Origin of the sequence: Pseudomonas sp. KBS0707 (genome assembly GCF_005937945.2) — a bacterium.
Lineage (GTDB): Bacteria > Pseudomonadota > Gammaproteobacteria > Pseudomonadales > Pseudomonadaceae > Aquipseudomonas > Aquipseudomonas amygdali.
On sequence record NZ_CP041754.1, the window covers coordinates 3,377,090 to 3,388,944 of the forward strand.

Sequence of the window (11,855 nt, forward strand, 5' to 3'; positions counted from 1 at the left end):
GAGCGTGCCATGCCCAAACCGATAAAACACACACAACCTGGCTACCGCCGTCCGCTGCTGGCAGGTCTGCTCGCGGCGTTGGCGTTATGCATCGCTCTCCCCGTCGAGGCACAGCAAACGTTGCGGATCGGTTACCAGAAGTCTTCCACGCTGATCACCCTGCTGAAAACACGCGGCACGCTGGAAAAAGCCCTTGCGCCACAGGACGTCACCGTCACCTGGCATGAGTTTCCGAGTGGCCTGCCGCTGCTGGAGGCGTTGAACGTCGGCAACGTCGATATCAGCGCGGATGTGGCGGACACCGTACCGATCTTCGCTCAGGCAGCGCAGGCCAGGCTGACCTACTTTGCCCAGGAAGCGGCCTCGCCTTCCGCGCAGGCAATCATCGTGCATAAAGGCTCGCCCGTGCAGAAGTTGTCAGACCTGAAAGGCAAAAAGGTCGCTGTTACCAAGGCGGCGGGTTCCCACTACCTGCTGATTGCTGCGTTGAAAAAGGCCGGTCTGGCATTTTCGGATATCCAGCCCGCCTACCTGTCGCCCGCCGACGGCCGAGCGGCCTTCGAAAACAACAAGGTGGACGCCTGGGTCACCTGGGAACCCTTCCTGACCAGCGCCCAACGGCAATTGCCGACCCGCACCCTGGCTGACGGCAAGGAGCTGTCCAGCTACAAGCGCTATTACCTGACCGGCACCAACTACGCCAAGGACCATCCGCAAGTGCTCAGCGTGGTTTACGAGCAGTTGCACAGCGCCGGTATCTGGCTAAAGGCCAACCCGCGCGAAGCCGCGCAGGTACTGAGCCCTTTATGGGGCAATCTGGATATTCAAACGGTCGAAATCGCCAACAGCCACCGCACCTATCAGATACAGCCGGTCACGCATGAGCAACTGGACGAGCAGCAGCATATCGCCGATGCCTTCTTGGCAGCGGGCCTGCTGCCCAAGGCGGTGGATGCGCAGGATGTGGAGGTATGGAAACCTTGAGGAATGAAGGGGCACACCCGCTCGCATGGAGCGAGTATGCCACTCGATCAGTCTCTGAACTCAAACACCCGGCGGCCTGGGAAACGCTCCGCGGGCGGTTTCATAAGCCTGCGCGACACGCAACGCCAAAGCATCCTTGAAGCGCGGCGCGACAATCATCATGGCGACCGGCAGGCCCTCGGCCAGGCCTGCCGGGATTGACGTGGCCGGGTGGCCGGTCAGGTCGAACGGCGCGGTATTGGCGAGCATGTTCAGGGCGCTGTGCACGTACTCTTCAATCGGCGCATCGGCGGCGGTCAGCGTGGTGGCTACAAACGGCATGGTCGGCAACACCAGCACATCAAAATTCTTGAATGCTTCGTCGTATTGACGGGTGAGTTCCGGCACCAGCATCCGCGCCTTGGCGTAGTAGGCACCGTGCAGGTTTTTCAGGCTGTAATGCCCGGTAAGTGCCACGGCACGCACGCTGCTGGACAATGCGTTGGCATGCTCACGACGCCTGGCACCGAAGTAGCTCATGATGTCGGGGTCGTAATAGCCGTCGACATTCATGCCATAGCCGTTGCCTTGCAGCATCTGATACGCCGCACCATCGGTGGCGATGACATTCCACATGTCCAGCGCCACACCGCGGTGCCACGGAGCGCTTGCCTCTCCGACCGTCGCACCAAGGCTTTCCAGCTGTGCCACTGCGGCGCGAACCAGGGCGTCTACTTGCGGTTCGGACATGCCGGGAATCGCAAAACCTTCGCGCAGCAGGCCGATTTTCAAGCCGGCAACGCCCTGATCGAGGGTCGCGACACAACTGACCGCCGGCGGGTTTTTCTGCCTTGAATCAAGCCCGTTAGCCCCGGCGATTACGTCGAGCATCACCGCGCAGTCGCGCACGTTATTGGCCATCGGACCGACATGGTCGATGGTCCGCTCGATCGGAAAAGCCCCGGTATAAGGCACAAGGCTATAGGTCGGCTTGTGCCCGACGATGCCGCTCCAGGCCGACGGCATGCGGATCGACCCGCCCTGGTCGCCGCCGATGGCCATGTCCACTTCCTGCAAGGCGACCAGCACGGCGCTGCCGCTGGAGGAGCCGCCTGCGTTGCGAGTCAGGTCCCACGGGTTTTTTACCGCACCGGTAGCCGAGGTAAAACTGGCTCCGGAGAAACACAAGTCTTCACAGACTGATTTGCCGACCACCGTCGCGCCTGCGGCCAACAAGCGTTTGACCACCGTGGCATCTTCGGACGGCACGTAACCATCAAGGCTCAGCGAGCCGTTGGCCATCGGTACGCCGGCCACTGATACGTTGTCCTTGATGACCACCGTTCTACCCGCCAACGGGCCGCTCGCCGCACCGGCTATGTGCGTCTTCACGTACCAGGCGCCATGCAGGTTTTCGGCCTCTGTCGGTTTGCTGTGCTCGCGCAACGGCGTGGGCTGCGCAACGTGAGCGGCGTACAGCTCATCAATGGCTTCGTAGGAGCCCAGGGTTTCGTCAGCAAGACTCAGGAACGATGCCATCTGGCTGTCTGACAGGTCGTACCCGTGATCCTGGGCGGCAATCAGAAAGTCGGCTTTGTCGGGGCGTTTTACGGACATGGTGTTCTCCAGATAACGGTAAGGGCCGCCCGGGATCGGGCAGGCACTGACTGGAGCCGCCTGCGCAGGATGCGCAGGCATGGGCTCGATCCGGAGGACGCCGTTGTCCATGCCGGTCGCCACGCGGTGTTCCATACCTGCCGGTTCAGGGCGTATGGCAAGCGTCCGCGCAGAAGAGGATCAGACCGATGAGGCCCGACACTCGAAGCGAGTCTGCAGCCTGTCAGGAACAGGCTTGTTGAAACAGTTCATGGGCCTTGACCAGCGCCTCGGCGATTTTCTCCACGGGCTCACGCTTGGCCATCGCCTGATCCCGCAGCGCGTTGTAAGCGTCTATTTCAGACATACCCTTGGTTTCCATCAGGATGATTTTTGCCTGCTGCACGGTACGCATCACCGCCATGCGCCCTTCCAGGCGCTTGACGTGTTTTTCCCGTTCCCGTGTTTTGCGTGCCTGGCTAAGAGTGATGGCCAGCGCAGTCAGCAGGCCGAAAGACCTGACCGGCGAGGGAATCACCGAACAGGCATTGAGCTGCACCAGCGCCTCGACAATGATCGGGTTTTCATAGGCGATCACCGGAATGATCGGCGGCGTCGAGCTGTGCAGCAGCCAGGGCGTATTGGTCGACAGGCTTTCCGGCGACACCGCCAGCACGATCACGTCAGCCTCACTCTGCAACCGTTCGGGGATCGGCCACTGCACGCGTACCTGGCAACCAATACGCTGCAACTGGGCGATCAGGTTGCGACCGTCTTCATCATCGGGGTGCATCACCAGCACGCTGATGTCGCGCAGGTCCTTGATGCCGCCTGCGCTGTCGTTACGCAAACGTTTCTTGGCGGCACGCAGGGTCATGGACGCCTCCCGGTCAGGCTGGACCAGCCGTTGAAGTCAGGCGCAACGGCATAAGGATCAGGCTTCAGCGCTTTCTGACTTTGGTAAAGGATGTCGAACTGCCCGTCGCCATTGGCCCGGCCGATCCGCGAGTACAGGTAGGTATGGTGATTGTGCTCATCGATGCGGACCCGTCCCTGAGGCGCGTCGTATTCCAGACCGCGCATGGTCTGCAAGACGTCCTCCACCTCCGTGCTGCCCGCCCGGGCTATCGCCTTGGCCAGCAGATGGACCTGAAAATAAGCGGCTTCCCAGCAGCGATCGGTCACCTGATGCTGGCCAAACATCTCCCGGTATTGCGCGATGCACTGGCGATTGAGCGGCGTATCGATCGATTGGAAGTAAGTGGCTGCCGAAATGTGCCCGGTGCCCAGATGAACGCCCATCTGCTGAATATCGGTTTCACTGGTGGTCACACTGGCAATCGGCATGACCGCAGGGTCGAAACCGGCATCGGCGTACGCTTGGTACAGGTGCGCCATGGTGTCACCGACCACCGTGGAAAAGATGAACGACGGTTTCAGCTCCCGGGCCTTGACCATGAGCCTGGCGAAGTCCTCTGGCCTGGCGTTTTTCAATGGCAAGTAGTACTCGCCCAGCTTGCTGCCACCGCGCTCGTAGAGCAGGTCGCTCATCAGCCGATTGGTTTCGTACGGGTAGACGTACTCGGAGCCGATCATCAGCACGCGACTGCCAAAGTGGTCGAACATGTAACTGCCCAATGGCACGGCGTTATGGTTCGGCGTGGCACCGGTGTAAATGATGTTGCGCGAATACTCGAAGCCCTCGTAGTAAACCGGATAGAGCAGCAACGCGTTGTACCGTTCGACGACGGGCAATACTGCCTTGCGCGCCGCCGAGGTGTAGCAACCGAAGAAAAACCGCAGATTCTCTTCACGAATCAGCGATTCAACGTGCATGGCAAACAACGCAGGCGTTGAATCCGGGTTACGGGTAATCAGTTCCAGAGGACGGCCATTCACGCCTCCTGCCGCGTTGATCTGATGGATTGCAAACTGTGCGCCGCGCATTGTTGAACACTCACCGGCAGCAGTAACGCCGGTATTGGAAAACAGACCTCCTATGCGGATCGACGGGTCAACCATGTCTATGAACCTTGTTCAACGTGAGGTGAGACGCCCGAACCTGGCCGGGAGCCTGAAAGAAGACTGAGCGAATAACCGTGGATTCAACGGTGGCTCTCAGGCGGTTGTGCCTGGGGCTGGCGTGACGGCAGTGTCAGGACCAGTCGTGCGAGGGACCTTCCACACCTGCCGAGAGTGGGCGTATGGCAAGGGACCCTGCGAGGGTATCTGCTGGCAGTCATGCAGATAGCGGGCCATGCGTCGTGTATGGGTGTTGATGATTCGTGTGTCTGCTGGCTGGGGCGTTCCCTTGGTAGCAGGCATTTGTTTGCAAGGGTGGTCGTACATTCGCTGGGGGGGAGTATCAGTTTTTTTGTGTTCGGGCTGGTTAGGGCCTGCCGTCAGGCAGGCCCTTGTTTTACCAGCTCGGTCTGGTAAATCGGTCTCCGTACAGGATCGCAAATTGATTCATTGCCACTTTCCAGTCGTGTGCCGCATGACCCCAGTTGGCGGTGATGTTGCGCAACCCAAGCCATATCAGTTTCGTCGCAGCCTCATCGGTCGGGAAGTGCCCTCGAGTCTTGATGATCTTGCGTAACTGGGCATTGATGCTCTCGATGGCATTGGTCGTGTAAACCACTTTGCGAATGCCCGCCGGAAAAACAAAAAACGGTATAACCCGATCCCAGGCGCGACGCCATGCAGCAACTACAGTCGGATACTGCTTGCCCCAGGGGCCCGCTTCAAAGGCGTTAAGCTCTTGCTCAGCCACATCGGCATTGATCGCCTGGTAGATCGGCTTGAGTGCTTTGGCCAGTGCCCGACGTTTATCCCAAGCGGCATAGTCCAAGCTGTTGCGGATCAGATGCACGATGCAGGTTTGCAGCGTCGTGGCAGGAAAAACCGCCCCCAACGCCTCCGGTATTCCTTTGAGGCCATCCGTGACGGCGATCAGAACATCTTCAACGCCACGAGTCTTGAGGTCGTTGAACACCTTCATCCAAAACTTGGCACCCTCGGTGCTCTCGATCCATATACCCAGAATGTCGCGCGTGCCATCAGGTAATACCCCCAGCGCCAGATAAATAGCCTTGTTGCACACTAACCCCTCGTCCCGGATTTTGACCCGTAACGCATCGAAGAAGATCACCGGATACATCGGTTCCAAGGGTCGTTGCTGCCAAGCGCCCACCTCTTCCATGACCGCATCGGTGACTGAGCTGATGAAGTCATGGGACACGTCAGTTCCATACTGCTCAGATAGAAAAGCGCGGATCTCACGCACCGTCATGCCCCGGGCGTACATGGCAATTATCTTGTCGTCGAAGCCTGTAAAACGGCGTTCGTGCTTGGGAATCAGGATCGGGGCGAAGCTACCATCGCGGTCTCTGGGGATATCCAGGCGAAGCGGCCCGTCGTCGGTCAGAACCGTCTTGCTGCTTTTGCCATTGCGCTGATTGGTCGACTCCTCAGGGCGCTCCGCGCCCTGAGGATAACCAAGGTGGTGACCCAGCTCGGCGCCTAGCGCACGCTCGATCAGAGCCTTCTTGAACGCCATGGACGCGTCTTGAATGGCTTCGGCGCTCATCGGGCCTTTAACAAACTGCTCGATCAGCTCTTGGGGAATCGAGGGCAACTCCCTCGCTGTTGCATTGGCGGACTTCTTTTTGGTCGGCATACATGCACCTCTAGCTACATGTTATGCCCGAACACAAAATTTCTGACAGTCTCGCTGCCGGGCATCGCCAACAAGGAGTGGTGGGTATTGGCAGCGCTGGTGATGATGGCCATCCCGATCATCATCTTTTTCGGCTTTCTGTTCTCCCGCCCGCTTTCCAGCCAGTTCTCTTCGATTGCCAAGGGCGCGCGTCAGGTCGCCCAGGGCGACTTCAAGACGCGCCTGCCCATGAGCGACAAAGACCCGGACGAGCTACAGGCGCTGGTCAGCGACTTCAACACCATGACCACTCAACTGGGCCGTTACGAACTGGAGGTCAGCGAGTCCAGCGCGATGATCGCCCATGAACTGCGCACGCCACTGAACGCGGCCATGGGGCGCATTCAGGGCATGATCGATGAAGTGTTCCCGCGCAATCTGGCACAACTGGAAATGGTCCACCGCCAACTTAACCAGTTGAACAAACTGGTGAGCGATCTGCACCTTCTCTCACTGGCCAGCGCTGGCCAGCTGACCCTGGACAAGACGGTATTTTCCCTTGAGAAACTGGTGGCCGAACGCCTGAGCTGGTTTGCCGCACAGCTCGATGAAGCGGGCGTTGTCGTGACGATCGACATCCCCCAACGACTGACCGTCACCGCCGACCGTGACCGGATCGGCCAGGTGGTCAATATTCTCGTCGATAATGCGCTGCGCTACTCGGCGATGGGCGGTGAACTGCTGATTGTCGGCAGGGCCCGCGCACGGAGCATGGAACTGACCGTCTCCGACCGCGGGCCCGGCTTCGGCTCGGAAAACCTCGAGCAGGTGTTCGACCGTTTCTGGCGCGCCGAACGTTCGCGGGCGCGCTATTCGGGAGGCAGCGGCCTTGGCCTGTCCATCGCCCGGGCTATTTGCCTCGAGCATGACGGCACTATCGGGGTGCGCAACAGGCCTGGCGGCGGGTCGGTGATCCGCCTGGAAATCCCAGCCTGACCCTGCTAACCCGAACCTGCGGATCAATGCCCCATCAACGAATCGATAGCGTCCGGTTTGTCGTGCACGCCAAACCGATCCACCAGCGTGGCCGTCGCCCGGTTCATACCTACAACGTCCACACTGATACCCGCCCTCCTCAGCTTGAGCACCACCTTGTCCAGCGCGGCAACCGCAGTGATGTCCCAGAAATGCGCCTCGCGCAGATCAATGGCGAGTGTTTCGACGTTTTCGCGCAGGTCGAAGGACGCCATGAAGCGCTCGGCAGAAGCAAAAAACACCTGACCGGTCACGTAATAAGTGCGGTGGCTGTGCTCGGGGTCACGTTGCGAAGTGACGTCGAGATAACGGGCGATCTTGCTGGCAAAGAACATCGCGGCCAGCAGGGACCCCACCAGCACGCCATAGGCGAGGTTATGGGTGGCTACCACCATGATCACCGTCACGACCATCACGATATTGGTCGAGAGCGGGTACTGTTTAAGGTTGCGGATCGACTCCCAGCTGAACGTGCTGATCGACACCATGATCATCACCGCCACCAGCGCCGCCATCGGAATACGCGCCAGCCAGTCGCCCAGAAACAGCATCATGATCAACAGCAGCAAGCCCGCGCTGAGGGTCGAGAGTCGCGTTCTGCCCCCCGACTTCACGTTGATCATTGATTGGCCGATCATCGCGCAACCGGCCATGCCACCGATCAGGCCACTGGCAATATTGGCAATGCCCTGCCCTCTGCACTCACGATTCCTGTCGCTGGTGGTATCGGTCAAATCGTCGACAATGGTTGCGGTCATCATCGACTCAAGCAGGCCCACCACCGCCAAAGCCGCGGAGTACGGCAGGATGATCAACAGCGTGTCGAGATTCAGCGCAACGTCCGGCCACATGAACACCGGCAGACTGTCAGGCATCGCGCCCATATCACCAACTGTTCGTACATCAAGGCCCATGTAAATGGACATTGCCGTGAGCAGCAGAATGCACACCAGCGGCGACGGCAGCAGCTTGCCCAGCAACGGCACGCGCGGGAACAGATAGATAATTGCCAGGCCCGCCGCCGTCATGGCATAGACCGGCCAGGTCGCATGGGTCAGTTCTGGCAGTTGGGCCATGAAAATCAGAATCGCCAGCGCGTTCACAAAGCCGGTCACCACCGATCGTGAAACAAAGCGCATCAGCTCTCCGAGGCGCAAGTACCCGGCGATGATCTGCAACACGCCGCACAACAAAGTGGCCGCCAGCAAATACTGAAGACCGTGCTCTTTCACCAGGTTCACCATCAGCAGTGCCATCGCACCTGTGGCGGCGGAAATCATCGCCGGGCGGCCGCCCACGAAAGCAATGACCACACAGATACAGAACGAGGCGTAAAGCCCGACTTTCGGGTCTACCCCCGTGATGATGGAGAACGCAATGGCCTCTGGAATCAGGGCCAGTGCAACGACAAGCCCGGCCAGAACATCGGCCCGGACGCTGGAAAACCACGTAGCTTTAATTTTTCGAGCATGGAAATACCTGTGTCGAACACAGCGGGACGCGCAGCAGCGAATGCCGGACGTACGTGTGCATCGGTTTTCGAATGAGTAGTGATGGAGGTGGCGGCGACCGTAAAACGGACACAGCGACAGGCGACCGCAGTCAGTGGCAGTCAGGGTGTGGCGAGGGGGCGAAGCGCTAAGGTGGCGTAGGCAGCCAGCTGGAACGGGACAAAAGTGATTCCTTCGATGGGTCGCATGACGTGAGCATCATAGACCCATCCGTTTGAGGGGTTCAAGACGCAGATGCCTGCGCGACAGCAACACCGCGCAGCTGATATGCTTTTTCCAGGATAACTTGCCCCTGTTTGCAAAGGCGGTTTTCACTCATGATGCAGGCATCATTTGCCCCGATGCCTTCTATGAAACGCTACGAAAAATTCGCCGCCGACATTTCGGAAATGATTCGCAGCGGCGTGTTGCCAGCCGGTGAGAAAGTGCCCTCCGTCAGGGTTGCCAGTCGCACCTATTCGGTGAGCCCCGCCACCGTCTTCAAGGCGTATTACCTGCTGGAAGACAAAGGCCTGATTCAGGCCCGTGCACGCTCCGGGTATTACGTGCGCGAGCATGCTGCCAATGCGCTGACCGAGCCTGAACTGGTCAGGCACACCAGCGAAGGCACCGAACTGGGCGTCAGCGACCTGATTTTTTCCGTGCTTGGCTCGCTCAAGAACCCGGACACCGTCCCGTTCGGCTCGGCATTTCCCAGCCCGCACCTTTACCCATTGCCGCGCCTGGCCAAGTCGATGTCTTCAGCGGTGCGGGCGATGACGCCAGCGGGCATTGTCAGCGACATGACCACCGGGAACTCCGAACTGCGCCGCCAGGTTGCTCTGCGCTACATGATCAGTGGCGTGCGCCTGCCCGCCGACGAACTGGTGATCACTAACGGCGCGATGGAGGCCCTGAACCTGTGTCTGCAATGCGTCACCGAGCCCGGCGACCTGGTCGCCATCGAAGCACCTGCTTTCTATGCCTGCCTTCAGGTACTGGAGCGGCTCAAGCTGAAAGCCGTCGAAATCCCCGTGCATCCGCGTGACGGCGTGGATCTGGACTCTTTGCAGGACAGCCTGACACGCCTGCCGATCAAAGCCTGCTGGTTCATGAGCAGCTTCCAGAACCCACTGGGCGCGAGCATGACCCAGGCGAAAAAACTCAGGCTATACAACCTGCTGGAACGGCAGCAGATCCCGCTGATCGAGGACGATGTGTACGCCGAGCTGTATTACGGCGCCAATGCCCCCCATCCGGTCAAAAGCCTGGATCGCAGCGGGCTGGTGATGCACTGCAGCTCGTTTTCCAAGACCCTGGCTCCCGGCTACCGTGTCGGCTGGGTGGCAGGCGGACGTTATACCGAACAGATCAATCGGCTGAAACTGATGACCACCATTTCACCCTCTGTCCCCGCCCAGGCAGCGATTGCCGACTACCTCAAACATGGCGGCTACGACCGCCACCTGCGCAAATTGCGCAACACCCTCGAACTGCAACAAGGCGCGATGCTGGCTGCTGCCGCTCGTTATTTCCCGGCAGCGACACGCGTCACCCGCCCCGCAGGCGGGTACTTTCTGTGGTTCGAATTCCCCGAGCAAGTGGACTCGCTGCAGGTGTTCCAGATGGCCCTGGCCCAAGGTATCAGCCTGGCACCCGGCCCGATCTTCTCGGCCTCGCAGCGCTTCAAGAACTGCGCACGCCTGAACTACGGCACGCCCTGGGATGAACGCAGCGAGCAGGCCATGGCGATGCTTGGACGAATCATCGCGTCGTTCTGAAGTGTTTACGTTCGGCCCACGTACAACTGATCCGTATTTTTAAGCTGTTTCTGAATCTGTACCAGAATCTGCCTGCGCAGGATAATGGCCACGCATTAAAACGCGCAGGAAACCGTCAGAAGCCGGAGCCTGCAACTCGTTACAGACAGATCGATCAGCAGGAGACGCTCATGGGCAAGCTCGGACTTTCATTGATAGGTTTTTTGTTGCTGGCGATAGCGGTGGGTTTGCTGGGGACTATTTCGCCGTATTGAGCATTGATTACCGCCGTCGTGCTCATCGCTCACGTTTGTACACACGTCCTGATGACTATCGCGCCCATGCTGCGCATTGGCGCGAAAGTCTGCTCCAGACTCGTTCAGCAGCCGATTAATTAGTTTTCTTCGTATACCCTCGCCGATTTACCCGTCTAGTCTTGCCACTGCCTCAACTGGTTTATGCACCCCGCGGTTTTATAAATAGTGCTGATCCGCTGCTTCTGGAAACCGAGCAAATCATTCGCCATGCCAGACCCGGGCTGACGGCTGAAGAGCTCGCCAAAATGTTGAATCTGAGCGAGCGGACAATGCATCGACGATTCAAGAAATTACCCAATGAGTCGCCTAAAGAGCTCATTACCCGAGTGAGGATAGAAACGGCTTGCGTCCTCCTCCAGACACCGGGAGCCAGTATTAAACAAGTGGCACTCAAGTGCGGCTACAACGAGGATACCTCGTTCCGACGGGCTTTCATGCAACTTACCGGGATGACGCCTGCGGATTACAAGCGCAGGTCTAAAGCGCAGTCCTCCGATGCGAGCGGATAAACGACGCGTTCGGTGCAGACGTAAGATTCATTTCTGGTACTGGAGGCGATTTAAAAACTACTCAAGGTGTTTTCTCTGCCAAGTCCATGAATTGTCGCGCTGCCAGTGCTCGGCGCCAAAACTAAAAAACCCGCCAGAAGGCGGGTTTTCGGTGTTTCAAAGATTTTTTTAGTCTTCTCTGAAACCTTGTCTGGCTCCACGACCTGGACTCGAACCAGGGACCCAGTGATTAACAGTCACTTGCTCTACCAACTGAGCTATCGCGGAATGAGCGCTATGTTACTGATTAGGAAAAGGAAGTCAAGCGAGGGCTGAAAAAATTTCGGCGCTGCGGCTTGCGCGCGCCCAGCGTTACGAACACGTCGCAAGGTGGCCATAGAACGAGCGTCTGCCCGAAGGGCGTAGGAGTTTCAGGAGGTTACGACGGCTACGATGGGCTGCGAAGCGGTTCCAAAATGGGCTACGGTTGTACCAGACGTACCACGTGCACCGTTTATGCTGCCGGTTCCCGGCAGATCGCGGACAAG

The 11,855-nt window shown here is 58.9% G+C and carries 9 protein-coding genes, 1 tRNA gene and 1 pseudogene; 5 read left to right on the forward strand and 6 right to left on the reverse strand.

Annotation, left to right across the window (positions count from 1 at the left end):
• The first annotated feature begins 9 nt into the window (after positions 1–9).
• Positions 10–984, forward strand: a complete 975-nt coding sequence (locus tag FFH21_RS15820; RefSeq protein WP_011168898.1) for an aliphatic sulfonate ABC transporter substrate-binding protein — start codon at positions 10–12, stop codon at positions 982–984.
• A 60-nt stretch (positions 985–1,044) separates the two neighbouring features.
• On the opposite strand, the gene FFH21_RS15825 is transcribed toward FFH21_RS15820, so the two are convergent.
• From FFH21_RS15825 to FFH21_RS15850, 4 genes are all read right to left on the reverse strand, one after another.
• Positions 1,045–2,715, reverse strand: a complete 1,671-nt coding sequence (locus FFH21_RS15825) for an amidase (RefSeq protein WP_178114225.1) — start codon at positions 2,713–2,715, stop codon at positions 1,045–1,047.
• Between the two features lie 88 nt (positions 2,716–2,803).
• Positions 2,804–3,436 carry an ANTAR domain-containing response regulator gene (locus tag FFH21_RS15830; protein ID WP_005746856.1) on the reverse strand — a complete coding sequence of 211 codons (633 nt, stop codon included), beginning with the start codon at positions 3,434–3,436 and terminating at the stop codon, positions 2,804–2,806.
• On the reverse strand, positions 3,433–4,581 hold the full coding sequence (locus FFH21_RS15835) for a transporter substrate-binding domain-containing protein (RefSeq protein WP_011168900.1): 1,149 nt from the start codon (positions 4,579–4,581) through the stop codon (positions 3,433–3,435). Before FFH21_RS15835 ends, FFH21_RS15830 begins: the two co-directional genes overlap by 4 nt.
• A 397-nt stretch (positions 4,582–4,978) precedes the next feature.
• Positions 4,979–6,238 carry an IS256-like element ISPsy17 family transposase gene (locus FFH21_RS15850; RefSeq protein ID WP_004666928.1) on the reverse strand — a complete coding sequence of 420 codons (1,260 nt, stop codon included), beginning with the start codon at positions 6,236–6,238 and terminating at the stop codon, positions 4,979–4,981.
• Between the two features lie 54 nt (positions 6,239–6,292).
• Between FFH21_RS15850 and FFH21_RS15855 the strand changes: the two are divergent.
• Positions 6,293–7,213, forward strand: a pseudogene (locus tag FFH21_RS15855) (sensor histidine kinase); the annotation flags it as partial.
• Positions 7,214–7,236: 23 nt separating this feature from the next.
• Here FFH21_RS15855 and FFH21_RS15860 read toward each other — a convergent pair.
• Complete coding sequence (locus FFH21_RS15860) at positions 7,237–8,712, reverse strand: SulP family inorganic anion transporter (protein WP_041924579.1); 1,476 nt, start codon at positions 8,710–8,712, stop codon at positions 7,237–7,239.
• 401 nt (positions 8,713–9,113) lie between these two features.
• Between FFH21_RS15860 and mapR the strand changes: the two genes are divergently transcribed.
• The 3 genes from mapR (at position 9,114) to FFH21_RS31100 (ending at position 11,328) form a co-directional block, all read left to right on the forward strand.
• Positions 9,114–10,523 carry a GntR family transcriptional regulator MpaR gene (gene mapR, locus FFH21_RS15865; protein ID WP_011168904.1) on the forward strand — a complete coding sequence of 470 codons (1,410 nt, stop codon included), beginning with the start codon at positions 9,114–9,116 and terminating at the stop codon, positions 10,521–10,523.
• Between the two features lie 68 nt (positions 10,524–10,591).
• Positions 10,592–10,777, forward strand: coding sequence for a hypothetical protein (locus FFH21_RS31095; protein ID WP_371217819.1), 186 nt, complete (start codon positions 10,592–10,594; stop codon positions 10,775–10,777).
• A gap of 311 nt (positions 10,778–11,088) precedes the next feature.
• Entirely contained in the window at positions 11,089–11,328 is a 240-nt protein-coding gene (locus FFH21_RS31100) for an AraC family transcriptional regulator (protein WP_230383647.1), read from the forward strand.
• A 191-nt stretch (positions 11,329–11,519) separates the two neighbouring features.
• Here the strand turns inward: FFH21_RS31100 and FFH21_RS15880 are convergent.
• A tRNA-Asn gene (locus FFH21_RS15880) sits at positions 11,520–11,595 on the reverse strand.
• Between the last annotated feature and the right edge of the window lie 260 nt (positions 11,596–11,855).

What these genes read in the sequence shown, in the direction of transcription:
- FFH21_RS15820 (WP_011168898.1), top strand. Translation starts at nt 10, where the DNA reads ATGCCCAAACCGATAAAACACACACAACCTGGCTACCGCCGTCCGCTG.
- FFH21_RS15825 (WP_178114225.1), bottom strand. Translation starts at nt 2,715, where the DNA reads ATGGAACACCGCGTGGCGACCGGCATGGACAACGGCGTCCTCCGGATC.
- FFH21_RS15830 (WP_005746856.1), bottom strand. Translation starts at nt 3,436, where the DNA reads ATGACCCTGCGTGCCGCCAAGAAACGTTTGCGTAACGACAGCGCAGGC.
- FFH21_RS15835 (WP_011168900.1), bottom strand. Translation starts at nt 4,581, where the DNA reads ATGGTTGACCCGTCGATCCGCATAGGAGGTCTGTTTTCCAATACCGGC.
- FFH21_RS15850 (WP_004666928.1), bottom strand. Translation starts at nt 6,238, where the DNA reads ATGCCGACCAAAAAGAAGTCCGCCAATGCAACAGCGAGGGAGTTGCCC.
- mapR (WP_011168904.1), top strand. Translation starts at nt 9,114, where the DNA reads ATGAAACGCTACGAAAAATTCGCCGCCGACATTTCGGAAATGATTCGC.
- FFH21_RS31100 (WP_230383647.1), top strand. Translation starts at nt 11,089, where the DNA reads ATGCATCGACGATTCAAGAAATTACCCAATGAGTCGCCTAAAGAGCTC.